Origin of the sequence: Xanthobacter dioxanivorans, assembly GCF_016807805.1 — a bacterium.
Lineage (GTDB): Bacteria > Pseudomonadota > Alphaproteobacteria > Rhizobiales > Xanthobacteraceae > Xanthobacter > Xanthobacter dioxanivorans.
This window is the reverse complement of the sequence record NZ_CP063362.1, coordinates 4,477,563-4,502,141: the sequence shown is the minus strand read 5'-3', so window position 1 is coordinate 4,502,141 and position 24,579 is coordinate 4,477,563. Positions and strand designations below refer to the sequence as shown.

Sequence of the window (24,579 nt, the reverse complement as noted above, 5' to 3'; positions counted from 1 at the left end):
CATGGCCGAGGTTCTCCAGTCCCTCGACGCTCTCGGCGCCGCGACCGTTGCCGTCCAGCCCGAAGCCCCCGTCCACGTCCAGAAGCTGGACAAGTACGGTCGCGCCTATGCCACCGGCAAGCGCAAGGACGCGGTCGCCCGCGTGTGGGTCCGCCCCGGCACCGGCAAGATCACCGTCAACGACCGGGACATCGAGGTGTATTTCGCCCGTCCCGTGCTGCGCCTCATGATCAACCAGCCCTTCCAGGCTGCGGCGCGTGAAGGCCAGTACGACGTGGTGTGCACCGTCTCCGGCGGCGGCCTCTCCGGCCAGGCCGGCGCCCTGCGCCACGGCATCTCCAAGGCGCTCACCTATTACGAGCCGGAACTGCGCACCCCCCTCAAGAAGGGCGGCTTCATCACCCGCGACAGCCGCGTGGTCGAGCGCAAGAAGTACGGCCGGGCCAAGGCGCGTCGTTCGTTCCAGTTCTCCAAGCGCTGATCGCGCGGGAGCGGTTCGCAGACTTCGGGAAGCGGCGGGGATTTCCCCGCCGTTTTCTTTTGGCCGGATGTTCGTCTCGGGCGGTTTTTCGCGCGGACCGCCACGCCGCCGGCCGCGGGCGGGCGCGCGTTCCGAACCATGGGCGCACGGATGGCCGCGTCCCCGCACCCTCTCCGGGGCTTTTCTCAGAAGCTCGGCGTGTCGCCGTCCAGCGGGCTCCACTGGCCGTTATTGGTGGGATCGCCGGGCGGTCCGGAACCGTAGCCGCCGGTGAGATCGGGCGGGAACGCATAGTCCTCGTTGCGGTCGTCGCCGATCTTCACATCGGGACGGATGGCGGGACCGGGGCCGGGATCGAGATAATTGCCCTGCGGGATCACCGGCAGGTTGATCACGCCGCCCTTGGAAATGGTGATGCGGGTCCGCGTCGCATTGGTCTGCGCGATGGCCACCATTCCGGCCGTCCCCACAAGGGACAAGAACAGCGCGCCTGCGTAGCCGCTCATTCCCCACATCACGCGCGTCATCGCATCGTCCTGCATCGGCGCCGGAGGCATGCACCGGCCTGAGGCCTTGAAGCATGTTCGCGATCGGGTGTGAAGGGGCGGCGTGTGCCGTCGACGGCCCCGCGTCCGGCGTGGTTCTCTTCGACACAGGTCCGTTGGAGGGACGAATGAGTCGGTTCAGCCAGAAGGGGTGGCGGCTTCTCGCCGGCCTCCTTGTCACCGCCACCGTCACCTGGTCCGTGCCCGCCCCGGCGGCTCCGCAGCGTATCGTGCTGGTCCGCCACGGCGAAAAGGGCGGCCCCTGGACGCTCTGCCAGGTGGGCCGCGACCGTGCGCGGGCCTTGGCCACCTATTATCTCGGCAAGGACGCGCAGAAGTCGGCCTTCCGGCCCGGCGAGACACCGAAGGCCATTCTCGCCATTTCCCTCCACACGCTGGAAACGGTGTTTCCGGCGGCCGATTCCTGGCAAATGCCGGTGGTGTTCTATGCCGCCATGCCGGAAATGGTGGATGGCAGGTTCGTCCTCAGTGAAGCACGCCTGTCCCAGCGCACACGCGAAGCGGCCCGGGACATTCTGGAGAAGCCCGAATGGGCCGGACAGACACTGCTGCTCTACTGGGAACACGACCACGTCGCGCGCACCTCGGACGACCCGGAGGGCACCGAGCACAAATCGACGCTCTACGACCAGCTCGGCCTCGGAGCCCTGACCGACGTACCGCGCATCTGGCCGGATAATACCTACGACTATATCTGGTTCATCGATTTCGACCAGAAGACCGGAAAGCCCATTTCCTTCTCCATGATGAAAGAGGAATTCGGCGCCCCCTTCGAGGACCTGCCGCAGAACGATTGGGGCCAGCCCGAGGGACTCAAGCCGTCGAGCGGCTGCATCCTGCCCTGAGCGCCCGGGGGACCCGTCCGCCCCGGCCGGAATCCGTGCGAAGGCTGTCCGGAGATACCCGTGTCAGCCTTCGCACGCCCTGTACGAACTGCGACAGACGCGCGCTACTTCTTGTACTTGCGGAGCATCATCTCGATGGCGGTGACCGACTCCGACACGTTGAGCCAGTTTTCAGCCTGTTCGTCGTTCTTGAATTCACGGCCGAGATTGATGGGTTCCTCTTGGCCTGTCATGTGAAGGAAACAGGCCCACTTGCCGTTCGGCAACTGCTCGACGGTGACCTTATGGTCCGACATGCTGCGATCCTCGCCTGCACTGTTTTGCTTTCCGGACAACCGGGTGGCGCATAGGTCACCGGCGGTCCGCCTCCGGTGATGCAATCTGTCGGCCATGGGTCCGGCGTCGACAAAAGGGGAACACATGGTGGAAGAGCGCAGGCCGACGGGCGTGGAGGCACGGTTCGGGCTCACGGTGCATCTCATGGTGCGCGTGGCGGCGCTGGTGCTGCTGCTGGGCTGGTGCCTCGCGATCCTGCGGCCGTTCCTGACCCCCATCCTGTGGGGCGTCATCATCGCCATTTCATCCCACAAGGCCTTCGTCACCCTGTCGCGCGCGCTCGGCGGTCGCACTATGCTCGCGGCGGCCATCTACGTCCTCGCCGGATTGGCGCTTCTCGTCGTGCCGGCGGGCCTGCTCGCGAGCACCCTGTTCACCAGCCTCAAGGCGCTGGCCTTCCATCTGGCCGACGGCACCTTCCGGCTGCCGCCGCCGCCCCAGGTGGTGCGCTCCTGGATCCTCATCGGCGATCCGCTGCATCGCTTCTGGGCTCTGGCCTCGGCCAACCTCGACGAGGCCCTGAAGGTGGTGGCGCCCGAGCTCACCAAGGTCGGGCGCTGGCTGTTTTCCTTGGTGGGCCAGGTGATGGTGGGCTTCGCGGAATTCATCATCGCCATCTGCGTCGCCGCCGCCCTGCTGATGAACGCCGCCGGTGGGCAGCGCATCGCCGGGGAGGTGGCCACCCGTCTCGCCGGCGCGGACGGGCGAACCCATTCGGATCTCGCGGTCCGAACCATACGCAGCGTCACCCGCGGCATCATCGGGGTGGCGCTGATTCAGGCGACCCTCGCCGGGCTCGGCTTCCTGGCGGCGGGAATCCCCGCTGCGGGATTGCTGGCGCTGGTGTGCCTCATCGTCTCCATCGTCCAGCTACCGCTGCTGCTGGTACTCCTGCCCGTGGTCATCTACGCCTTCACCGATCTCCCGGTGCTGCCGGCGTCACTGTTCGCGGCGTGGTGCCTGATGGTGGCGTTGCTGGAGCACGTGCTGAAGCCGCTGCTGCTGGGGCGGGGGGTGGAGGTGCCCATGCTGGTCGTCTTCATCGGCGCAATCGGCGGCCTGCTGTCCTCCGGCATGCTGGGGCTGTTCGTTGGCCCGGTTGTTCTGGCCCTCGGATACACTCTTGTGCTTGCGTGGCTGCATGCCGCATCTGGCTTGGACGAGAAAAGGCGAGATTAAGCGCGGAATACGGTTGGATTTGCCCAGAACTTCGTATCATCCTTGCGGGCGGGAGCACGTAAGGGGGCACCGGCCGACGCTTCGAGGCTCAATGAGTTCGTCTAATCCGAGAATGTTTAGGACGCATCTACCCAAAATTGTGACGGGGGTGATGATTTTCATCATCTGCGGCCTTCAGATATCCGATCTGTGGCGCGCGCGTCGTGCGAAGTGGGAAGAGGTGACGACGTCCCTCGTGAACCTCCACAAGACCCTTTCCACCAGCATAGACAGGAACCTCTCCCTGCTCGACCTGTCGCTCATCGGGGCGCAGGAGGCGGTGCAGTTGCCCGGTGTCATGGAGCTCGACCCGGAATTGCGCCGAAGGATTGTCTTCGACCGCTCGACCAGCGCCCAGTTCATGGGAGCGCTGCTCATCCTCGACGCCAAAGGGGAGATCCTGATCGAATCCGAGCAGGTCGCTTCGCCTCAGTTCAATCTCTCCGACCGGGACTATTTCGTGGCCCACAAGTCCGCCACGGTGGGCCTCTACGTCAGCAAGCCCCTCTTCAGCCGCATCAGGTCCGGGGAGCCGACCATTGTCCTGAGCCGCCGCCTGAACGGGCCGGACGGAACGTTCCAGGGGATCGCGATGGCAGCCATCCGCATCGCCTATTTCCAATCCCTGTTCGAGGGAATCGACCTGGGCGAAGGCGGCGTGCTCCGGATCGACAATCTGGACGGCACGGTGATATTCCGCGAACCCCCGATCAACGGAGCCGCTGATATCGGGGCCGCGGGCGGTCCCCCATTACTCCGTGATCAGGGAAAGCCCTACGCGGTGCTGGTCCGGCCCGGTCGGCTCGATGGTGTCGAGCGCCTCTATGTGAGCGGTGAGGTCGGAGGCTTTCCCCTGACTCTGACGGTCGGCACCTCGGTCTCCGGCATGTTTGCCGGATGGAACACGCGAGCCCTGGTCACCGGAGCTCTCACCTTCCTCGTCTGCACTCTGCTGGCCTTTACCGTGGCGGCGCTGACCGCAGCGCTCCGGCGCAGCGAGGAGATGGAGGCCGAGCTCGAACGCCTCGCGGTCACCGATCCCCTCACCGGCCTGCCGAACCGGCGCGCGCTGGATCTGTTCCTCGCCGGCGAGGTGCGTCGGGCGCGGCGCGAGGACAGCAGTTTGTCGCTGCTGATGATCGACGTGGATCACTTCAAGACCGTGAACGACCGCTTCGGTCATGCCGCCGGGGATATCGTGCTGCGGCAGATCGGCCAGCTGATCGCCGCGTCCGTTCGCCGCGCAGGTGACTTCACGGCGCGGTTTGGCGGCGAGGAGTTCGTCGTCGTGCTGCCGGCGACCACGCAGGAAGGGGCGGTACGGGTCGCTGAAGGTATCCGCTCCCGGGTGGAGGCCGCGCGTTTCCTCGCGGGTGATGGCGCGGAGCCGCGCGTCACCGTGAGCATCGGGGTGGCCACGGCATCGTCGCCAGCTGCGCTGGAGGATCTCATCCAGCGCTCGGATATTGCGCTCTATCAGGCCAAGAACTCAGGTCGCAATCGGGTCAGCGCCATCGACCTCGATAAGGCGGCGGACACCGCCGACCTGGAGAAAGACGGGTCACCGAAAGCCCGGCCGGATGCTGCCTCCGCCCGTCAGTCGTTATAGATGAACTGCTGGTTCGGGCCGTTGTGGCACGGCCAGGCGATGAGCGGCCGGCGGGAGCGGATGTTTTCCGGCCGGCGACCGCCGGAGACATCCCAGCACATGCCGTTCGACGAGCGGATGGTCTTGGTCCTCTCCTCGTAGCGCCACTGTGTTTCCACCGACTGGCACTGAACCACCAGGAGCTGCTGATTGGGGACGCCGTCCACGCACAGGTGAGGCGCCGCCGCAAGGTAGATGCGCCCGTTCCGGCCGTCGACGCCGAACAGCTGCGGCGCCTTGCCGTGACACTTCCACAACTGGACCGGCGTGCCCTGCGCCAGCGCGCCGCCGGCGACGTCGACGCAGAGGAGCGGCACGTCGTCCTCCGCCCCGCGGGCACCAGGTGGAACGACTTGCCCTTCGCCGGCCCAGCCGGCGGAGCAGGCACCGGGGCCACCGGCGGCACGGCGGCACCCTGGGCGCTCGTCAGGCAGCCGTCGAGCTTCGCCGAGCTCGTCTCCTTCAGGCTTTCCACGCGGTCGCGGGGCTGCTGCTCGCACCATTGCAGGTGAGATTCCCACTTCATGTTTGCGCTGCGGTAGTCGGGGCACTTCGCCTGCTGGCCGCGGAAATTGTCCGCGATCATCTGGTTGGCGAAGTTGAAGCAGTTGTTCTCGGGGGCCGGCTGTGTCCGGCCGGGCGATGGCGCGAGGCCAGCCACGATGGCGAAGGCCACCGCAGCCACGGCTGCGACAATGCCACGGCAGGGCGGCTTAAAGGTCATGAATTCCCCCATTTGCGGCCGCGAGCCGGACAACGACGAGGCAGGCTCCCCGCCTTCCCGCTCTGGAGTATTCCATGGGATGGCGTCCGTCGACAGCGGAATGGACCGTGCCTCTGCAGCGATTGCGCGCATCCGCCGCGCCTTGGGGGGATGTCCCGCGGAAGGTGCGGCCGGGCGAATAAATGTGAGATGAAAACGGTCTGGACCCGCGACGTCCGTGGCGCGCGGCTGTATGTATCGCGACACCTGCGCCAACAGGAAACACACGCGCAAGGCCGCCGACCGGGCACCGCGCGCATGGACCCGCACCAGCACGACGCGATGGCATGAGAGACTTCAGCTGCCTGTATCGCCACGAATTCCTGCGCATCGCCTCCTGCGTTCCCCGCGCAGCGGTGGCGGACCCTGCGTTTGCCGTGGCCCGCACCCTGGAACTTGCCGAGCGAGGGCATGAGGCGGGAACCGCCATCATGCTCTTCCCCGAGCTGGGGCTGTCCTCCTACGCCATCGACGACCTGCTGTTCCAGGCGACCCTCCTCGATGCGGTGGAGGCAGCCATCGCGCACCTCGTCGAGGCATCGCGGACGCTCGATCCGGTGCTGGTGGTCGGCGCGCCGCTGCGTCATCGCGGCCGCCTGTTCAACACCGCGGTGGTGATCCATCGCGGTGCAGTGCTCGGTGTGGTGCCGAAGAGCTACCTTCCCAATTACCGCGAGTTCTACGAACGCCGGCACTTCACGCCCGGCGGCGGGGAGCGCGGCGGGCAGATCGTGCTTGCCGGTGGCGCGGTGCCGTTCGGCGTCGACCTGCTGTTCCGCTCGGAAGGTCCGGTGCCCGTCACCTTCCATGTGGAGATCTGCGAGGACATCTGGGTACCCTTGCCGCCCTCCACACGGGCGGCAATGGCCGGGGCGGAGGTGCTGCTCAACCTGTCGGCCAGCAACATCACCATCGGCAAGGCGGAGACCCGCCGGCTGCTGTGCGGGGCGCAATCCTCCCGCGCCGTGGCGGCCTATGCCTATTCTGCGGCAGGGCCGGGCGAATCCACCACCGATCTCGCCTGGGACGGCCATGCGGCCATCTTCGAATATGGCGACCTCCTCGCCGAGACGGAGCGCTTTCCCAAGGGATCGGTGATGGCGGTTGCCGACGTGGAGCTCGGGCGCCTGCGGCAGGAGCGCATGCGCATGAACACGTTCGGCGACTGCGCGCAGGCGGAATCCGGCGCCGCCCCCTTCCGTCCGGTCGCCTTCTGTTACGAGCCCCCGGCGCATCCGGTGCCCCTGCGGCGCGCTTTCGCGCGCTTTCCCTTCGTTCCGGACGACCCGGCGCGGCTGAGGGAGGATTGCTACGAGGCCTACCACATCCAGGTGCAGGGCCTTGCCCAGCGCCTGTCGGCCACCGGCATGTCCCGTGCGGTCATCGGCGTCTCGGGCGGCCTCGATTCCACCCAAGCCCTCATCGTCGCGGCCCGCGCCATGGACCTTTGCGGCCATCCGCGCACCAACGTGCTCGCCTACACCCTGCCGGGCTTCGCCACCTCGGAATCCACCAAGGCCAATGCCTGGGCGCTCATGCGCGCGCTCGGGGTCAGCGCCGAGGAGATCGACATCCGCCCGGCGGCGCGGCAGATGCTGGCGGATCTCGGCCATCCGTTCGCCCGGGGCGAAAAGGTCTATGACGTGACCTTCGAGAACGTGCAGGCGGGGCTGCGCACGGATTACCTGTTCCGCCTCGCCAATCACCATCGCGGGCTGGTGGTGGGGACCGGCGACCTGTCGGAGCTGGCGCTCGGCTGGTGCACCTATGGCGTGGGGGACCACATGTCCCACTACAACGTCAACGCCTCGGTGCCGAAGACCCTCATCCAGCACCTCATCCGCTTCGTCGCCGCCTCCGGCGACGTGAGCGAGGAGACCGCCGCGATCCTTGCAGCCATCCTCGCCACCGAGATCTCCCCGGAGCTGGTGCCGGCGGCGCCCGGCGCCTCGATCCAGGCGACGCAGGACATCGTCGGCCCCTATGCGCTGCAGGACTTCACCCTGTTCTACCTGACCCGCTACGGCTATCTGCCATCGAAGATCGCTTTCCTCGCCGAGCGCGCCTGGGCGGATGCGGGCCATGGGCGATGGCCGGACGGGCTGCCGGAGGCCGAGCGGCGCGCCTACGATCGCGCCACGATCAAGCGCTGGATGAAAGTGTTCCTGTCGCGCTTCTTCACCAGCCAGTTCAAGCGCTCGACCCTGCCCAACGGCCCCAAGATCTCCTCCGGCGGCTCGCTCTCGCCGCGCGGCGACTGGCGGGCGCCATCGGACGGGGGTCCGGGCCTGTGGCTGGCGGAGCTTGACGCGAACGTCCCGGATGCGATCCCCGTCACAGGGGTCACGGCCGACTGACCCGGAAATGGCCGGAGGAAGCGAACGATGGACACATCCGACCATTCCGGCCAGAACACGCCGCCTCGACAGGCCGATGCCGGCGCCTTCTGGAAGGAAGCCGACGCGCACCTTCTGGCGCGCCTCGGCGCGCGCCCCGAGGGGCTGACGCGGGCCGAGGCCGAGGAGCGCCTCGCCCGGTTCGGGCCCAACCTTGCGGTGGTGAGCCTGCGCCGTGGCCTTCTGGCCAAGCTCGGCAAGCGCCTCGTCGAGCCGCTCACCGCCATCCTGCTGATGGCGGCGGCCATATCGGGGGCAACCGGGGATTGGCAGAGCTTCGTCATCATCCTCGCCATCGTCCTCTTCTCCACCGTCCTCGACATCACGCAGGAGCAGAAGGCGGAAAGCGCCGTGGAGGCGTTGAAGCGGGCAGTGGCGGTCACCGCCCGCGTATGTCGCGATGGGACCGTGGTCGAGGTGGCGGTGCGCGACATCGTTCCCGGCGACGTGGTGGAGCTGGATGCCGGCCGGCTGGTGCCGGCGGACGGCGTCATCCTGTCGGCGCATGGCGCCTTGGCCAACGAGGCCGCGCTCACCGGCGAGCCCTACCTGGTGGAAAAGCGCCCCGGCCCCTGTGCCGGCGCCACCCCACCGGAGGCTTTCAACGCCGCCTTCGCCGGCACCACCATCGTGAGCGGCACGGCCCGGCTGCTGGTGGCGGCCACCGGCCGGAGCACCCGGTTCGGCGCCATTTCGGCGTCGCTCCAGGCGCGCGAGCCGCCGACCTCGTTCGAGCGCGGCGTGCACGCGCTCGGCATGCTGATCCTGCGCCTTACAGCCTTTCTGGTGCTGTTCGTGCTGCTGACGCAGATGCTGCGCCAGGGCCTGTCGCTGGAGAGCTTCCTGTTCGCCGTGGCGCTCGCCGTGGGGCTCACCCCGGAACTCCTGCCCATGGTCATGACGGTCACGCTGGCGCGCGGAGCCGTGCGCATGGCGCAGCGCAAGGTGGTGGTGAAGCGCCTGTCCGCCATCCACGACCTCGGCGCCATGGATGTGCTCTGCACCGACAAGACGGGAACCCTGACGGAGGCGCGCATCGCCCATGTGGGCAGCTTTGCGGTGGACGGCAGCGAAAGCCAGCGCGTCGGGGCGCTGGCCGTGCTCAACAGCCGGTTCTGCGGCGGCATGCGCAGCGCGCTCGACGACGCCATCCTCGCCGCCGCGCCGCCCGCCGCCGAAGCCGGCTGGACGCTGGTGGGCGACCAGCCGTTCGATTTCGAGCGCCGCCGGGCGGCCGTGCTCCTGTCGCGCGGCGGGGAGGGGACGCACGATCTTGTGGTCAAGGGCGCGCCGGAGGCGGTGCTCGCCCTCTCCACCCACGCGGAGCAGCCGGACGGCACCAGCGTGCCGCTGGACGATGCCCTGCGCGCGCGCATCACCGCGCTCATCGAGGAGAAGGGGAGCTGCGGCCTGCGCCTTCTCGGCATCGCCCACCGCCCCATGGCGGCAAGCGTCACCAGCATCGGGCCGCAGGACGAGGCCGACCTCGTCTTCGTCGGCTGCGCCGCCTTCCTGGACCCGCCCAAGGCCTCCGCCACCGACGCCGTAGCGCGACTGATGCGGGCCGGGGTGCGGGTGAAGATCATTTCCGGGGACGGCGGCGCCGTGGTCCGGCATCTGGTGGAGACGCTGCACCTGCCGACCCGGGGGATGATGACCGGCGAGGAGATTTCCGGCCTCGGCGATACGGCGCTGGCCGCGCGGGTCGAGCACACGGACCTGTTCGTCCGCGTGGATCCCGACCAGAAGAGCCGCATCGTGCGCGCCTTGCGCCGGCGCGGGCACACGGTGGGCTTCATGGGCGACGGCATCAACGACGCCCCTGCCATCCATGCCGCCGACGTGGGCCTCTCCGTGGAGGGCGGCACGGATGTGGCGCGGGAGGCGGCGCAGATCATCCTGCTCACCCCCGACCTCGGGGTGCTCGCCGACGGGGTGGCGGAAGGCCGGCGCACCTATGCCAACATCATGAAATACGTGCGCATGGGCACCAGCTCCAATTTCGGCAACATGCTGTCCATGGCGTTCGCCTCGCTGATGCTGCCGTTCCTGCCGCTGGCGCCGCTGCAGATCCTGCTCAACAACCTCATCTACGACCTGTCCGAGATCGGCATCCCCTTCGACACCGCCGATGCCGACACCCTCGCCACGCCGCAGGTGTGGGACATGCACGCCGTGCTGCGCTTCACCCTGGTGATGGGCCCGCTCTCCTCGGTGTTCGACATGGCCACCTTCGGCCTGCTGATGTGGGGCTTCGGCGCGGGCGTCGACGAGTTCCGCACCGCGTGGTTCGTGGAATCCATCGCCACCCAGATCCTGGTGATCTTCATCATCCGCACCGCCCGGCCGTTCTGGCGCAGCCGGCCCCACCCCATCCTCGCCGCCACCTCCCTGGGCGCGCTGGCGGTGGCGTTGCTGCTGGCGCTGACGCCGCTCGGCCACGTCGTCGGCTTCGCCCCCGTGCCACCGGCGATGCTGGCCGCCATCGCCGCGCTCACCCTCGTTTACCTTGCCGCTGCCGAGGCGCTGAAGCGCGTGGCCATGGGGAGGGACAGGCACCGAGGCAGAGCGGGAAGGGTGCCTCGTTCCTGAAGCGCGGGAGCAGGCCCATGGGCAGGTGACGGTCAATATCGGCGGCTGCGGAAGCTGACATTTTCAAGTAAAATTCCAACGCTGGAATAATAAGCGCGAGCGGATACCGCATCGCAGCAAGAAGCGGAGGAAGCCATGACCATCAGGTCCACGCCCCGCGTGCGCGTGCCAACGCGGGCGAAAATGGGCGAGGTCATCGAGATCAAGACCCTGATTTCCCACGAGATGGACAACGGCCAGGGCGGGGAGGCCGCCGGCGAAGGCATGCCGAGCGACATCGTGAATTCCTTCGAGGCCTCCTTCAACGGCAGGCCTTTCTTTAGTGCGGAGTGGTTCCCGTCCGTCTCGGCCAATCCCTTCCAGTCCTTCTTCTTCAAAGTGAAGGAGAGCGGGGAATTCACCTTCGTGTGGAAGGACGACCAGGGAGCCGAGCGGAAGACCACCGCCAGGCTGACCGTGGCCTGAGGACGGGAAGGCACCGGCGGGTCGCGGTCACTTCTGGTAGATGGGGACGCCATCGACATACGTGGCGCGCACCCGCGACTGCGATGTCTCCTCCGGCGCGGCGTCCGGCGGGTCGCGGTCGAGGATGACGAAATCCGCGCGCTTGCCCGGCTCCAGGCCGCCGCAGCGAAGTCAACGCGGCGCAATCGGTGCGGCATTCCTTGCCGGGCAACGGCGCGGCCCATCAAACAGGCCGCGGGGGCACGACCGGAGCGTTGCCGGAAACGTTGCGATACATTGCGGAAAATAAAAGACTCGCCGGTGGCCCATTGCGGACACCGACGTGGACAGAATGCTGCCGCACTGCTCCCGCCTCGTACGGCCTCCACCGGGCGCCGCGGCGGGACCCGGATCGCAAGCGGATAGTCATGATTCCACCGACGCAAGCTCGCCCCATCAGAGACCGCTGCCCATCGGGCGGCGGGGGCCGGGCATGAGGCAGCCTGAAGCCGGCCGCCGGCCTGCAGGGCCGGCGCTTGCGCTGGTTCTCCTTCTCGGCCTTGGAGGATGCGCCGTCGGCCCCGACTACGAGACGCCCGAGCTGATCGTGCCCTCACACTGGGGAAGCGGACGCAGCCCACGCGCCGAGGCGCAGCCGCACCTCGCCCGCTGGTGGCACCGCCTCGGCGACCCCCTGCTTGATGCCCTCGTGGAGGAGGCGGTCGCCGGCAATCTCGATGTGGCCACGGCCAAGGCGAAGGTGCGCGCCGCCCGCGCCTCCTATCGCCAGGCGGTGGGCACCTTGTTCCCTGAGGTCACCGGGAATGCCTCGGCCACGCGCGGCGACAATGGCGGCAACGTCTCGACCGGCGGCGACGTGACCGTGGCCAGCACCTACACCGAATTCCAGGCCGGCTTCGATGCCAGCTGGGAACTCGATTTGTTCGGCGCCAACCGGCGCGGCGTGGAGGCGGCGCGCTACGGGGTCGATGCGGCCAATGACGACCTCGACGCGGCGCTGCTCACCCTCGTGGGCGACATCGCCTCCAATTATATCGACGCGCGCGGCTATCAGGCGCGCATCGCGCTCGCGCAGCGCACCGCCACATCCCAAAGGGCGACGGCTGCCCTCACCCAGCGCAAGCTCGATGCAGGCGGCGCCTCCGCCGTGGACGTGGCCAACGCGACCGGCCAGGCGGCGAGCACCGAAGCCGCCATTCCCGAACTCAGGGCCTCCTATGCCGAGAGCATGCACCGGCTCGGCGTGCTCACGGGCCGCGCGCCGTCGGCGCTCGCGGAGCGGCTGTCTGGCTCCCGGCCCATCCCGGCGCCGCGCCTGCCGGTGCCCAGGGGCATTCCGGCGAATGTGCTGGTGAACCGGCCGGACGTGCGCTCCGCCGAGCGCCAGCTCGGCCAATCCACCGCGCTTGTGGCCCAGGCGGAGGCGAACCGCTATCCCTCCGTCAGCCTCACCGGCACGTTGAACACCACCGGCGCTCAGGTGGGAGATCTCGCCAGGGGATCGTCCATCAGCTGGTCGTTCGGCCCCACGCTGACCGTGCCGATCTTCACCGGCGGCCAGCTCAAGGCGGCCGAGGAACTGGCGGAGGCGGAGCGCGACCAGTCGTTCGTCGCCTATCGGGCGGCGGTGCTCACCGCGCTGGAGGACGTGGAGAACGCTTCCGTCTCCCTCGCCCAGCAGCGGCTCAAGGCGAGAAGCCTCGCCAGCTCCGCCACCGCCTATCGCGAGGCCAACCGCCTGTCCCGGACGCTGTATGAGAACGGCTCGTCGAGCTTCCTCGACGTGCTGGTCGCCGAGCGCTCGCTCTATACGGCGGACGATTCCCTGCTCCAGAGCCGGGTCGCCATCGCCAAATACTACGTGGCCCTCAACAAGGCCCTGGGCGGCGGCTGGGACGGAGTGGTGGACACCTCGACGCCGGAAGTGGTGGACCGCAATACCGGCCCACGCCTCGCGCCCCTCACCATCCCCGCACCTGCGCCGGCGGCGACGCAATGATCCGGGAGCCCCGATGAACGCCCTTTCTCCCATCGACGACAAGGTGTCGGCCGGCCTCGGCCGCCGCCCCGCGGCAAAGCGCCGGCGCGGGCTCTGGCGCTGGGTGGTGATGGCGCTGGTGCTCGCCGGCGGCGCCTATGCCTATGTCCGCTCTACCGCGCCGGATCCCAATGCCGGGCTCTCGATCGCCCCCGTCGTGCGCGGCGACGTGGAGGAGACCGTGCTCGCCTCCGGCACGCTGAAGCCGGTGAAGCTGGTGGCGGTGGGCTCGCAGGCCTCCGGCCGCATCACCGGCCTGAGGGTGGTGCTGGGCCAGCGGGTGAAAGCGGGCGACCTGGTCGCCGAGATCGATTCCGTCACCCAGGAGAACGCCCTGCGCACCGCCCGCGCCGCCCTCGCCAACGTCCGCGCCCAGAAGGCAGAGAAGGAGGCGACGCTGCTGCGCAACGAGCAGACCTTCGCCCGGCAGAAGACGATGGTGGCCCAGAAGGCGGTCTCCCAGTCGGATTTCGAATCCGCCGAGGCGGACGTGAAAACCACGCGGGCGCAGCTCGAGGCCCTCGACGCCCAGATCGTGGAGGCCGAGATCGCGGTGGAGACGGCCAAGGCCAATCTCGGCTACACGCGCATCACCGCGCCCACCGACGGCACGGTGCTGGCCATCGTCGCCCAGCAGGGCCAGACCGTGAATGCCAGCCAGTCCGCGCCCACCATTGTCGTCCTCGGCCAATTGGACGTGATGACGGTGCGGGCGGAGATTTCCGAGGCGGACATCGTGAAGGTGCGCCCCGGCCTGCCCCTGTGGTTCACCATCCTCGGCGATCCGGACCGGCGCTTCGAGGGGCGGCTGGACTTCATCGAGCCGGCGCCGGAATCCATCAAGACCGACAGCAGCTTCACCACATCCTCGTCGTCCTCCTCGACAAGCAGCTCCTCGTCGTCGAGCTCCTCCTCCGCCATCTACTATATCGGCGTCTTCGACGTGCCGAACCCCGAGGGGCGCCTGCGCACCTACATGACGGCCGAAGTGCATATCGTCCTGGGCGCGGCCAAAGGCGTGCTCACGGTTCCCTCCACGGCGCTGGTGCGCGCCGGTGACGGCTATGCGGTGCGCGTCGTCGGTGCCGACGGAAGCCTCGCGCGGCGCCGGGTGGACGTCGGCCTCAACGACAAGGTCACCGCCGAGATCCGCTCGGGCCTGAACGAAGGCGATCGCGTCGTGACCGGCGAGATGACCACCGGCGCGGCCACACCGGCACGCCGGTCCGGCCCACCGCCCATGGGGCTCTAGCCGATGGCCGAGCCACTCATCGTCCTGGACGGCCTCACCCGCGAGTTTCCCTCCGGCGACGGCACCATCACGGTGCTGAAGAGCATCGACCTCGTCATCCACGAGGGGGAGATGGTGGCCATCGTCGGCGCCTCCGGCTCCGGCAAGTCCACCCTCATGAACATCCTCGGCTGTCTTGATCGCCCCACCCACGGCAGCTACAGCATCGGCGGGCAGGAGACGGCGGCGCTGGAGCCGGATGCCCTCGCCGCGCTGCGCCGCGAACATTTCGGCTTCATCTTCCAGCGCTATCACCTGCTCTCCGAGCTGACCGCGCTCGGAAACGTGGAGATCCCCGCCATCTATGCTGGCGAGGCCGCCGACGAACGCCAGGCCCGCGCCGAGGGGCTGCTCGCCCGGCTCGGCATGGCCGACCGCACGGGCCACCGGCCGGGCCAGCTGTCCGGCGGGCAGCAGCAGCGCGTCTCCATCGCCCGCGCGCTGATGAACGGCGCGCGGGTCATCCTCGCCGACGAGCCCACCGGCGCCCTCGACACGCGCAGCGGCGAAGAGGTGCTGCGCATCCTCGACGAGCTCCACGGCGAGGGGCGGACCATCATCATCGTCACCCACGACATGAAGGTCGCGGCGCGGGCGGACCGGATCATCGAGATCCGCGACGGCGAGATTGTCGCCGACCGCCGCCATGAGCGCACCGGCGGCATTGCCGCGGTCGCGATGCCCCCCGCCGGGGCGGCGGGGGAGGGCCGGCGGCCCGGCGTCTTGTCCCGCGTCGCCCGCTTGCAGGCGCTGGCCGGGTCCCTGCGCGAGGCCTTCATGATGGCCCTGCTGACCATGGAGGCGCACCGGCTGCGCACCTTCCTCACCATGCTCGGCATCATCATCGGCATCGCGCCGGCAGGTGCTGGCCAACATCTCGAACCTCGGCACCAACACGCTGGAGATCTTCGCCGGCCGCAATTTCGGCGACACGCGCTCCGGCAAGATCACCACGCTGGTGGTCTCCGACGCCGCCGAGCTCGCCAAGCAGCGCTACGTGGCGGCGGTGACGCCCACCGTCTCCACCCAGAAGACGGTGCGCTTCGGCGCCATCGAGGCCAATGCGCTGGTGAACGGCGTGGGCGAGGGCTATTTCGCCGCCCGCGGCACGAAGCTCGCCGCCGGCCGCCTGTTCGACGCCGACAGCGTGCGCACCATGGCGCTGGACGCGGTGATCGACGAGAACACGCGCAAGACCCTGTTCCGGGATTTCCCCGGCAGCCCGCTCGGGCAGGTGATCCTCGTGGGCGACGTGTTCTGCCGGGTGGTCGGCATCGCGGCGCCGCAGCAGGGTGGCTTCGGCTCCAGCCAGAACCTCTCCATCTACCTGCCCTACACGACGGTGCAGGCCCGCTACCTGGGCAGCCGGTCGCTGCGCTCCATCACCGTGCGGGTGGCGGACGACACGCCGGTGGAGCTGGCCGAGCAGCAGCTGACGCGTTTCCTCCTGCAGCGCCACGGCACCAAGGATTTCTTCATCCTGAATACCGACGATATCCGCAAGACCATCACCGCCACCACCGAGACCATGACCGCGCTGATCGCCGCCATCGCGATCATCTCGCTGGTGGTGGGCGGCATCGGCGTCATGAACATCATGCTGGTGTCGGTTTCCGAGCGGGTCGGGGAGATCGGCGTGCGCATGGCGGTGGGGGCGCGGCAGGGGGACATCCTGCGGCAGTTCCTCATCGAGGCGGTGCTGGTCTGCCTCGTGGGCGGGATCGCCGGCATCCTGCTGGCGCTCGCCTTCGGCGTGGGCTTCTCCTTCCTCGGGTCCAACTTCCAGCTGGTCTATTCCACCGCGTCCATCGTCGCGGCGGTGCTGTGCTCGACGCTGATCGGCGTCGCCTTCGGCTATCTGCCGGCGCGCAACGCCTCGCGCCTCGACCCGGTGGCGGCGCTTTCGCGTGATTGACGGTTCAGCGGCGCCGCATCCCTCCGGCGAGCTTCCCAGGACAAGGTGACCACGATGATGCAATCCACCGAACGGCCCCCGGAGGGTGCCGCAGGACAGACGGAGCTTCGCCTGCGCGGCAGCACCCTGTCCGGACCGGGCCTTTCGCGTTTACGCCGGCTGTGGCGACGCAGATCCTGGCGCGTGTCGGGGCGCACACTCGGATGCCTGGTCGCAGGGGCGGCGGCCGCCCTCGCGGCAGGGACCGCCGTGAGCCACATGCCGATGCGCGATCGCGTGCGGATCGAGGCGACGATCCGCTCCAATTTCACCCGCGCCCCGGTGCTCGCCATCGGCGACAGCATCACCTACGAGGCGGCCCCGGGGCACCTGTGCGGCGCCCGCGTGTTCAACGCCGCCGTGCCCGGCGACCGGCTTTCCGACCTCCTCGCCGAAGCCCCGGATTTCGCGGTGCGGCTGGCGCCGGAACGGGTGGTGATCGCCATCGGCATCAACGATTCCCTTCCGCCCCACCCGGACATCGCCCAGTGGGCGGACGACTACCGCACCCTCGTCGCGCTGTTCGCCGGACGCGATCTCGTGCTGGTGGAGATCAACCCCGTGGATCCGCGCATTTCCAGCTTCGTGACCCAGCTGGACCAGGACTTCATCCAGCGTGCCAATGCGGTGATCCGAGACATCGCCGCCGAAACCGGCGCCCACGTCGTGCCGGCGCCGAGGGAGGTCATCACGCGGGACGGACTGCATCCGACCCCCGCGGGCGCCGCCTTGTGGCGGGCTCGCCTGTCCGAGGCAGCGTGCAGCGTGAAGGTCGCGCGGTGAGCCGGGCCCCGGCCTCGCACGCCGCCAACCGAGCGCGGCCTCAATCCCCGCCCAGCACAAGGCGGCCGGGGCTGGCCAGCTTCGTTTCTCCCACCAGGCGGGCATTCAGCGATTTTGCCGACGCATCCGGCCGGAACAGCTGGAAGCGCAGGACCCTTGCCGGATCACTCCCGTCGGGCGGGGCGCTGACGAGGAGATCCGCCCCCTCGGTGGTGCTGGTCGCGGCCACGCTCAGCCCGCGCCGTCCCGCGCCGAACGGCTGGAACGTGATCATCTCCTTGAAGACGACCGGGGGATGCGCGGCCGCGCTGTGGAAATACATGGGAGGCCCGCCATCCAGCGCGGAGCCGCTGGTGAACACCTTGACCGTCCCACCGTCGAGCTGCCCCGCCACGATCCGCTGGGCGCCGCCGAGAACCCCGGCGAGCCAGCCGGTGGCGAGGGTCACCCCACCCCGGTAGCTGTCGCCGAAGGGGGCAAACTCGGCAGTGGTGACCGGCTCGGCCTGGTCGGTGCTGGCGCGGCAGATGTTGTCGAACGGGGAAAGCGCCGTGCCGGAGGCCTGGGCGAGCAGGCCGCCCGGCCCGGAGCCGGCCCCGAGCGGCCCGAGGAGCGGGAAGACGAAGACCTTCACCAGCCCCGGCGCGCCGGGGCCGGGCGCCGTCACGATGCTCTGGCGGCCTGTCGAGAAGTCCACGAAGCCCGAGCTGACGGTGACGCCCGAGCGATCGTCGCCATAAGGGCTGAACGAGGAGAACTCGGCCAGCGCCCAGCCCAGGGGCAGCAGCGAAGAACGGAAGACCTTCACCTGGCTGCGCGCCCCAGGCCCCGAGCCGACGATGACATTGTCCGCGCTCGTTCCATCGATCTGGGCGACGGCGACGCTGACGCCGCCCTTCTCGGCCGGGTCGAAGGCCGTGAAGCGGGCCAGCTCCCGGGAGAAGGGGAGGGCGCCGTTCCTGGCCGCTCCCGAATAGACGACGACCTCGGGCGCCTGGCCCGGCCCGGCGCCGACGACGAGGTCGTAGACACCGTCCCCGTCCACGTCACCCATGGCAACGCTCGCGGTTCCCTCGAAGCCGGCGAACGGGGTGACCGTGGCGATCAGCCGGTCGCCGTTGCCGTCGAGCACCCGGACCGTCGCCGGCCGCCCCGGCGCGCCGGGGACGGACACCGCGTAGGATGAGACCGCCGGGATGACGTTGACCAGCGCCATCAGGCCGTTGTCCTCGTGATTGAGGCGATGGCAGTGCATGACGAAGAGCCCGGCATAGTCCAGGAACCGCGTGCGCATGGCGAGCGTGCCGGGCTGGATCACCGATTCCCCGGGGCCGAGGTTCGGCGCCGGCACGTTGGCGTTGTCGACGGCCTGCATCTCCGGCCCGATCTTCAGGTCGATCGTCGGGTCCGACGCGGCGGTGACCTGGAAATCGTTGACGTGCACATGGATCGGGTGCTCGTCGTTGTTCTCGTTCCGGAACACCCATTCCTCCACCGAGCCGAGGCGCGGCTGGATCAGCGGGACATTGGGGAAGGCTTCGCTGTCGAAAGCGTAGATGAAGGTCTTGGGGTCGGCCTTGCTGGCGAGATCGTTGAGGAATCCGCCGTTGATCAGGATGTGTCGCGTCAGGTCCGGCGTGAGCTTCGACAGATCCTCGAAGACATTGGGGGTGCCCAATGGCTGGCCGTCCGCAAACGCCGTGGTCTCGCCCTTGCCGCCGGCCGGCACGGCCCGCAGCAGGCGCTGGGTGGGAAAGAAGAAGAAGCCGTCGAAATAGCTGACCGCCGACGGCGCGACGCTCAGCGTGCCCAGCACGCCGGGCGGGTTCGCGGTGCCGTTGCTGGTGTAGAGGATGCCCGGCGCGTTTTCCGTGCGCGCGCCGCCGCCCAGGGGTGGCATTTCGAGGACCAGGTCGCCCTCCTCCGGCATGGTCACCGCGATGGCGAAGCGCGACGCTGGCGGGATCAGCAGCCGGGTGCCGCCTTCGCCCACAGGATAGCGGACGACAGGGCTGGGATTGCCGTCCTGCCCGACGATCGCGAACCGGGGGTGGCGACCGGTCGCCGTCTCGGTGAGGCGGAGGTTCATGTAGCCGATGTCGCTGATGTTGGAGAGGACCCAGATCTCCGTCTGCCCCGGCTTGCTGCGGAGGGTGGGCTGGAACTGGCCGTTCACGGTGAACTGCATGTCGCGCAGGTGGTCGGGGAGGCTCGGATTGGCCGGGACCCGCTCTCCGGTGCCGGCATGGGGGGTGAAGGCTTGCAGGTTGTTGGGAATGAACTGGAAGCGCCCGCGCATGTTGTTGATCGACAGGGGGCCGGCATACCAGACGGTGGCAAAGCGCGTGCCGGGCCTGGAGGCCGTGAAGTTCACCGGCGCGAGCAGCGGCCGATAGGTGCCGTTCGCCAGCGCCTCCCCGGCCGGCGGCTCCAGCGTGCTGACGAACTGGCTCCAATACGGGTTGTTGAACTGCGGGTTCGGGCCCTGGCGGTCGAACACGAAATTGTACTGGAACGCCATGTTGCGGATCGAGATGGCCTTCTGCGTCACCACCGGCAGGTTGCCGTCGGTGCGCCCGATGTTGAGCAGGCCGGCGAGACCGAAATAGACATGGGTCGTCGTCAGCGTGTGGAGGTGAGGGTGGTACCAGTAGGCCCCCTGCGGATGATCGGCGGGGATGCGGTAGGTGTAAGTGTTCGATGTGCCCGCCGGCAGGTGCAGGAGCACATTGTCCGAATTGCCCTTCGGGCTCACATGCAGGCCATGGGTGTGCAGGTTGAGCGGCGATTGCGTGAGCTGCTCGGGATAGGTCGGGACCGTGCCGCCCAGCGGCGTGTATTTCGGATCGAAGAACTCCCGGATCGTCAGGTCCTGGAGGCCGTTCTCAAGATGGATGACCAAGGTCTCGCCGGGGGAGACCTGCAGCGTCGGGGCCGGGTAGCTATCCGTCGCGGATGCGGCGCCGTTCGACGCCGTGCCGCGGATCAGGGTGTAGCCGAAGACCAGTGCGTTCCCCACCGGGGCGCTTGCCGTGTCGAGCCGGACCGACCCCTGGCGCGCCGTGAGCGTGACTTCGAGCACGCCGTCCTTGCTGGCGAGCGTCACCGGCTCCCGGAGTTCGGGCGCCGTCCGCTCCTGCGCATGGACGCGGTCCTGGGCAAGCACGAGACCGACCCCGGAGAGGGCCCAGAGCGCGAGCATCGCCTGGACGGCAGGAAAGCGACCGCTTGGAGGTCGTTCAGCTTGAGCCGATGTCATGGATTTCCCCCTGCCGATCCCGCCTGGGCAGGACCTTAGCACCAAGCGGGACGCCCCGCCCATCATCCGCCCGCCGTCGCGGCGGTGTCGTCGGCCGGCGGGTAAGGGGGTGGCGTTCGGCCGATCTCGGTCGATCAGGCGGGGCGCGGGGATGTGAGCGTGGCGCCATCCTGCGCGCCACGAATTTGGTCAGCTCGCGCAGCCACAGCACCGAGCTCGCGACCGCCACGCACAGCAGCCAATCCCCGGCGCCGAGGCCGACGGTGGAGAACGCCTGCTGCAGCACGGGCACGTAGATCGCCAGGGCATGCATCATCAGCGAGGCGACAACGGCGAGGAGCAGCCACCGGTTGGCGAAGGGCCGGAGGAACGCGCTCTGCTCGTCCGAGCGTGCGTTGAACACGTTGAACAGCTGGAACATCACCAGCGTGGTGAAAGCCATGGTCTGGCCGTAGGCGAGCGTGCCCGATCCCTCGATCCATCCACCCGGCAGCGAAGCGTCGAGCACGAGCAGGGTGCCGGCCGCCATGACCGTGCCGACGAAGAAGATGCCGCGCCACATGCGTCCGGTGATCACGCCCTCGCCGGGCGAACGGGGTGGGCGGAGCATCACGTCCGCATCGGCCGGGTCGACCCCCATGGCGAGCGCCGGCGCCCCATCGGTGATGAGGTTGATCCAGAGGATCTGCGTCGCCAGCAGCGGCAGCGCGATGCTGCCCGCAGCCGCGGCGGAAAGCCCGATGGCATCGGCGAAGAGGATGCCGAAGAACATGGTCATCACCTCGCCGATGTTCGACGAGAGCAGGTAGCGCAGGAACTTGCGGATGTTGGCGAAGATCGCGCGCCCCTCCGCGACGGCGGCGACGATGGTGGCGAAATTGTCGTCCGCCAGCACCATGTCGGCCGCCTCCTTCGACACGTCGGTGCCGGTGACCCCCATGGCGATGCCGATATCGGCGGTCTTCAGCGCCGGGGCGTCGTTGACGCCGTCGCCGGTCATGGCAACGGTCTCTCCCGTGCGCTGGAGCGCCTGCACGATCCGGAGCTTGTGCTCGGGATCGACGCGCGCATAGACCGAAGCCTGCCGCACCGTCCGGTCGAGTTCCTCCCCGGTCATGGCCGCGACCTGCGCGCCCGTGACGGCAAGGCCGTCCGACGAGATGCCCAGCTCGATGGCGATGACGGCTGCGGTCTTGGGGTGGTCGCCGGTGATCATGATGGAGCGGATGCCCGCGCGCTGCGCCCGCAGCACCGCCTCGCGCGCCTCCGGCCGCGGCGGGTCGATCATCCCGATCAGACCGATGAAGACAAGGTCGCGCTCGTCCTCCTCGTCGAACGTGGCGCCGTCGGGGCGATCGATCGGAAGCGAGCGGAACGCGACGCCGAGGGTGCGCAACGCCTCCTCGGCCAGCCCGTCATTGCTGGCCGTGATGGCGGCCCGGCGCCCGGCGCCCAGCGGAACGGCCTCATGCCCGACCAGTTCGTGGGCGCAGCGCGCGAGCAGGACGTCGGGGGCGCCCTTGGTCACCATGACGAGGCGCTCGGGGCGCTCGGCATCCGAGTGGATCGTGCTCATCAGCTTGCGTTCGGAGGAGAACGGCACCTCTCCGATGCGCGGGAAGCGCGCATCGAGGATCTCGGCCGACACTCCGGCCTTGCGCGCGGCAACGATCAGGGCCCCCTCCGTCGGATCGCCCTGCACGACCCAGCCGGCATCGCCCTCGCTCAGAAGGGCGTTGTTGGCGCGCTCGACGGCGGTCAGGGCGCGGATCAATTCCAGTTGCAGCGCCGCGCCGGAGCCTTCGGCCGCCACCAGGTCGACCGCGCCGTGCGGCGCATAGCCGGTCCCCGTGAGGGTCGCGCTTCCGCTCGCCGTGACCACCCGGCGCACGGTCATCTCGTTCTTGGTCAGCGTGCCGGTCTTGTCGGAGGCGATGATGGTGGCCGAGCCCAGCGTCTCCACCGCCGAGAGGCGGCGGACGATGGCCTTTTTACGCGCCATGCGCTGCATGCCCAGCGACAGCACCGCGGTGACCACCGCCGGCAGGCCTTCGGGCACCGCGGCGACGGCGAGGGCGACGCCGAGAATGAGCACGTCGAACGCTTGGGCGAACCCATGCACGCCGCCCATGAGGAAGATGGTGCCGATCATGGTGACGGCGATCGCGACCACGACGATCGCCAGCGACCGGCCGACGCGCGCCAGTTCCCGCTGAAGCGGCGTCACCTCGTCCGGCGCCTTCTCCAGCATGCCGGCGATGCGCCCCATCATGGTCCGCATGCCGGTGGCCGTGACCACCGCCAGCCCATGGCCGTAGACCGCGGTGGTGCCGCTGAAGAGCATGTTGCGGCGGTCGCCGAGCTCGGCCTCCCCCGGGATCACGGCGACATCCTTCGAGGTCGGAATGCTCTCACCGGTAAGCGCCGCCTCCACCGTCTGCAGGGCGGCGGACTGGATGAGCCGCGCGTCGGCCGGGATCGTATCCCCCTCGGCGACCCGTATGATGTCGCCGGGCACCAGCTCGGCAGCGTCGAGGCTGGTCTGCGCGCCATCGCGGATGACGTTCGATCGCGTGGCGGACATCTGCTGCAGGGCCGCCGCCGCCTGTTCCGCCCGCGCTTCCTGGATGTAGCCCATGAGGGCGTTGAGGAGCACGATCGCCAGAATCGCCAGGGCTTCGTAGGGCAGGGGCGCATCGCGCTCATGCAGCCACACCGCGGCCGAGATCAGCCCCGCGACGAGCAGAAGCAGCACCAGCACGTCGGCGAACTGGGCGAGGAACTTTCGCCATTCCGGGCGCGGCGGCACCGCGTCGAGCACATTCCGCCCGTGGGCCTTCAGGCGTTGCCCGGCCTCGGCCCGGCTGAGGCCGGAGCGGGGATCGGCACCGAGCGCGGCGAGAACCGCCTCGGGGTATTCCGGTAGGAGTCGTCAGGTGGGATAACGGCTGGGGCAATCGGCATGCCGTAAAGATAATCGGCTTCCGGCCGCGCGTACCCTGATCCAGGCCAAAGTTCGAGCAAATCCTGCCGAAGCGTTCCTCCGCCCAGAAAAGGTGGGAGTTCCCGATCGGCAGGCGCCGCCGCCCGCAACGGCCGACGCCATGACCGCACGCGCCATGACGGCACGCGCGATAACCGCGCCCGGGCCCGACCTCAAGCACCGTGTCGCTCTCCTATCGCGGGGCTGACGGTGATCTGCCTCTTCGACGCAACCATTTGAGGCGCGGGTCCGCTTGGTGCCCGGCTCGAGGCGGCCCTTGCCGGCCGGACGGCGGCGCGCGACTATCCCGCCCCCGTGCCGAACGACAAAGCATGCAGCGGCGCGGGCCGGTGGTCGCCGTGGCCGACCGGACAAGAGGCCCGCCGCCACCTGGAACCCGCAAGACATGTCCGTCGCCTTCACGCGCGAGAATGACCTCGAAGCCACCGCCGCCGACCTGCCGGACCGGCCGATCTCGCCGCATCCCAATCTGGTGACGGCGGCCGGGCTGGCGGCGCTGGATGCGGCCTTGGCCGAGGCGCGGGCGGCCTATGGGGCGGCGCAGACCGGCGACGTGCAGGCCGACCGCACCGCCATGGCACGGGCCACCCGGGACCTGCGCTATTACAGCGCCCGCCGGGCCAATGCGCAGCTGATCGAGAGTCATCCCGACCCCCGGACGGTGCAGTTCGGCACCACCGTCACCCTCGACCGCGAGGATGGCCGCCGGCAGACGTTCCGCATCGTCGGCGAGGACGAGGCGGACCCGGCGAGGGGCTCGGTGTCCTACGTCTCGCCGCTGGCCAGCGCCGTGATGGGCAAGACGGTCGGCGACGTGGCTCTGGTGGCCGGTCGCGAGGTGGAGGTGGTGGAGATCGCCTGAGGCCCGCCCCGGGGCAGGGGCAGGGGCGGCTTGCCCGGAACCCCGACCATATCGGCGTGGTGGATCGCCTTCACGGCA

16 protein-coding genes and 2 pseudogenes are annotated in these 24,579 nt (G+C 69.0%); 12 read left to right on the top strand and 6 right to left on the bottom strand.

Going from position 1 to position 24,579, the window contains the following annotated elements; genetic code table 11:
- Nucleotide 1 precedes the first annotated feature (1 nt).
- Nucleotides 2–481 (top strand): 30S ribosomal protein S9, encoded by a 480-nt coding sequence (gene rpsI / locus EZH22_RS20955; protein WP_203192380.1) that lies wholly within the window; start codon nt 2–4, stop codon nt 479–481.
- A 185-nt stretch (nt 482–666) separates the two neighbouring features.
- On the opposite strand, the gene EZH22_RS20950 is transcribed toward rpsI, so the two are convergent.
- Nucleotides 667–987, bottom strand: coding sequence for a hypothetical protein (locus EZH22_RS20950; protein WP_203192379.1), 321 nt, complete (start codon nt 985–987; stop codon nt 667–669).
- A 167-nt stretch (nt 988–1,154) separates the two neighbouring features.
- Here EZH22_RS20950 and EZH22_RS20945 point away from each other — a divergent pair, with 167 nt between their 5' ends.
- On the top strand, nt 1,155–1,892 hold the full coding sequence (locus tag EZH22_RS20945) for a hypothetical protein (RefSeq protein WP_203192378.1): 738 nt from the start codon (nt 1,155–1,157) through the stop codon (nt 1,890–1,892).
- A 104-nt stretch (nt 1,893–1,996) separates the two neighbouring features.
- Here EZH22_RS20945 and EZH22_RS20940 read toward each other — a convergent pair whose 3' ends face one another.
- Nucleotides 1,997–2,188, bottom strand: a complete 192-nt coding sequence (locus EZH22_RS20940; RefSeq protein WP_203192377.1) for a hypothetical protein — start codon at nt 2,186–2,188, stop codon at nt 1,997–1,999.
- Between the two features lie 124 nt (nt 2,189–2,312).
- Between EZH22_RS20940 and EZH22_RS20935 the strand changes: the two genes are divergently transcribed.
- Both EZH22_RS20935 and EZH22_RS20930 read left to right on the top strand, forming a co-directional pair.
- Nucleotides 2,313–3,407 (top strand): AI-2E family transporter, encoded by a 1,095-nt coding sequence (locus EZH22_RS20935; RefSeq protein WP_203192376.1) that lies wholly within the window; start codon nt 2,313–2,315, stop codon nt 3,405–3,407.
- Between the two features lie 151 nt (nt 3,408–3,558).
- On the top strand, nt 3,559–5,055 hold the full coding sequence (locus tag EZH22_RS20930) for a sensor domain-containing diguanylate cyclase (protein WP_203192375.1): 1,497 nt from the start codon (nt 3,559–3,561) through the stop codon (nt 5,053–5,055).
- On the opposite strand, the gene EZH22_RS20925 is transcribed toward EZH22_RS20930, so the two are convergent.
- Nucleotides 5,043–5,411, bottom strand: coding sequence for an RICIN domain-containing protein (locus tag EZH22_RS20925; RefSeq protein WP_203192374.1), 369 nt, complete (start codon nt 5,409–5,411; stop codon nt 5,043–5,045). The two genes, EZH22_RS20930 and EZH22_RS20925, sit on opposite strands and share 13 nt — an antisense overlap.
- Nucleotides 5,412–6,144: 733 nt before the next feature.
- Here EZH22_RS20925 and EZH22_RS20920 point away from each other — a divergent pair.
- The 3 genes from EZH22_RS20920 (at nt 6,145) to soxZ (ending at nt 11,310) form a co-directional block, all read left to right on the top strand.
- Entirely contained in the window at nt 6,145–8,214 is a 2,070-nt protein-coding gene (locus tag EZH22_RS20920; protein WP_203192373.1) for an NAD(+) synthase, read from the top strand.
- 27 nt (nt 8,215–8,241) lie between these two features.
- Complete coding sequence (gene mgtA, locus EZH22_RS20915; RefSeq protein WP_203192372.1) at nt 8,242–10,845, top strand: magnesium-translocating P-type ATPase; 2,604 nt, start codon at nt 8,242–8,244, stop codon at nt 10,843–10,845.
- Between the two features lie 135 nt (nt 10,846–10,980).
- A complete protein-coding gene (gene soxZ / locus EZH22_RS20910; protein WP_203192371.1) occupies nt 10,981–11,310 on the top strand; it encodes a thiosulfate oxidation carrier complex protein SoxZ in 330 nt (109 codons plus the stop codon).
- A gap of 27 nt (nt 11,311–11,337) precedes the next feature.
- Here soxZ and EZH22_RS32940 read toward each other — a convergent pair whose 3' ends face one another.
- Nucleotides 11,338–11,436 carry a hypothetical protein gene (locus EZH22_RS32940; RefSeq protein ID WP_408647742.1) on the bottom strand — a complete coding sequence of 33 codons (99 nt, stop codon included), beginning with the start codon at nt 11,434–11,436 and terminating at the stop codon, nt 11,338–11,340.
- Between the two features lie 346 nt (nt 11,437–11,782).
- Between EZH22_RS32940 and EZH22_RS20900 the strand changes: the two genes are divergently transcribed.
- The 4 genes and pseudogenes from EZH22_RS20900 to EZH22_RS20885 all read left to right on the top strand — a co-directional run bounded on the left by EZH22_RS20900 (nt 11,783) and on the right by EZH22_RS20885 (nt 17,376).
- Entirely contained in the window at nt 11,783–13,309 is a 1,527-nt protein-coding gene (locus EZH22_RS20900) for an efflux transporter outer membrane subunit (protein WP_203192370.1), read from the top strand.
- 13 nt (nt 13,310–13,322) lie between these two features.
- The gene (locus tag EZH22_RS20895; protein WP_203192369.1) at nt 13,323–14,600 is read left to right on the top strand and encodes an efflux RND transporter periplasmic adaptor subunit; all 1,278 of its coding nucleotides are present in this window, start codon (nt 13,323–13,325) and stop codon (nt 14,598–14,600) included.
- Between the two features lie 3 nt (nt 14,601–14,603).
- Nucleotides 14,604–16,554: pseudogene (locus EZH22_RS20890) on the top strand (MacB family efflux pump subunit).
- A gap of 258 nt (nt 16,555–16,812) precedes the next feature.
- Nucleotides 16,813–17,376, top strand: a complete 564-nt coding sequence (locus EZH22_RS20885; protein WP_231711562.1) for an SGNH/GDSL hydrolase family protein — start codon at nt 16,813–16,815, stop codon at nt 17,374–17,376.
- A gap of 40 nt (nt 17,377–17,416) precedes the next feature.
- Here the strand turns inward: EZH22_RS20885 and EZH22_RS20880 are convergent, their stop codons facing one another.
- Entirely contained in the window at nt 17,417–20,578 is a 3,162-nt protein-coding gene (locus EZH22_RS20880) for a multicopper oxidase domain-containing protein (RefSeq protein ID WP_203192367.1), read from the bottom strand.
- Nucleotides 20,579–20,615: 37 nt separating this feature from the next.
- A pseudogene (locus tag EZH22_RS20875) lies at nt 20,616–23,546 on the bottom strand (cation-translocating P-type ATPase); the annotation flags it as partial.
- A 478-nt stretch (nt 23,547–24,024) separates the two neighbouring features.
- On the opposite strand from EZH22_RS20875, the gene greA reads away from it, so the two are divergent.
- Nucleotides 24,025–24,501 (top strand): transcription elongation factor GreA, encoded by a 477-nt coding sequence (gene greA / locus EZH22_RS20870; protein WP_203192366.1) that lies wholly within the window; start codon nt 24,025–24,027, stop codon nt 24,499–24,501.
- Nucleotides 24,502–24,579: the final 78 nt, after the last annotated feature.

Coding starts and splice junctions, on each gene's coding strand:
- rpsI (WP_203192380.1), top strand. CDS start 2: ATGGCCGAGGTTCTCCAGTCCCTCGACGCTCTCGGCGCCGCGACCGTT.
- EZH22_RS20950 (WP_203192379.1), bottom strand. CDS start 987: ATGAGCGGCTACGCAGGCGCGCTGTTCTTGTCCCTTGTGGGGACGGCC.
- EZH22_RS20945 (WP_203192378.1), top strand. CDS start 1,155: ATGAGTCGGTTCAGCCAGAAGGGGTGGCGGCTTCTCGCCGGCCTCCTT.
- EZH22_RS20940 (WP_203192377.1), bottom strand. CDS start 2,188: ATGTCGGACCATAAGGTCACCGTCGAGCAGTTGCCGAACGGCAAGTGG.
- EZH22_RS20935 (WP_203192376.1), top strand. CDS start 2,313: ATGGTGGAAGAGCGCAGGCCGACGGGCGTGGAGGCACGGTTCGGGCTC.
- EZH22_RS20930 (WP_203192375.1), top strand. CDS start 3,559: ATGATTTTCATCATCTGCGGCCTTCAGATATCCGATCTGTGGCGCGCG.
- EZH22_RS20920 (WP_203192373.1), top strand. CDS start 6,145: ATGAGAGACTTCAGCTGCCTGTATCGCCACGAATTCCTGCGCATCGCC.
- mgtA (WP_203192372.1), top strand. CDS start 8,242: ATGGACACATCCGACCATTCCGGCCAGAACACGCCGCCTCGACAGGCC.
- soxZ (WP_203192371.1), top strand. CDS start 10,981: ATGACCATCAGGTCCACGCCCCGCGTGCGCGTGCCAACGCGGGCGAAA.
- EZH22_RS20900 (WP_203192370.1), top strand. CDS start 11,783: ATGAGGCAGCCTGAAGCCGGCCGCCGGCCTGCAGGGCCGGCGCTTGCG.
- EZH22_RS20895 (WP_203192369.1), top strand. CDS start 13,323: ATGAACGCCCTTTCTCCCATCGACGACAAGGTGTCGGCCGGCCTCGGC.
- EZH22_RS20885 (WP_231711562.1), top strand. CDS start 16,813: ATGCCGATGCGCGATCGCGTGCGGATCGAGGCGACGATCCGCTCCAAT.
- EZH22_RS20880 (WP_203192367.1), bottom strand. CDS start 20,578: ATGCTCGCGCTCTGGGCCCTCTCCGGGGTCGGTCTCGTGCTTGCCCAG.
- greA (WP_203192366.1), top strand. CDS start 24,025: ATGTCCGTCGCCTTCACGCGCGAGAATGACCTCGAAGCCACCGCCGCC.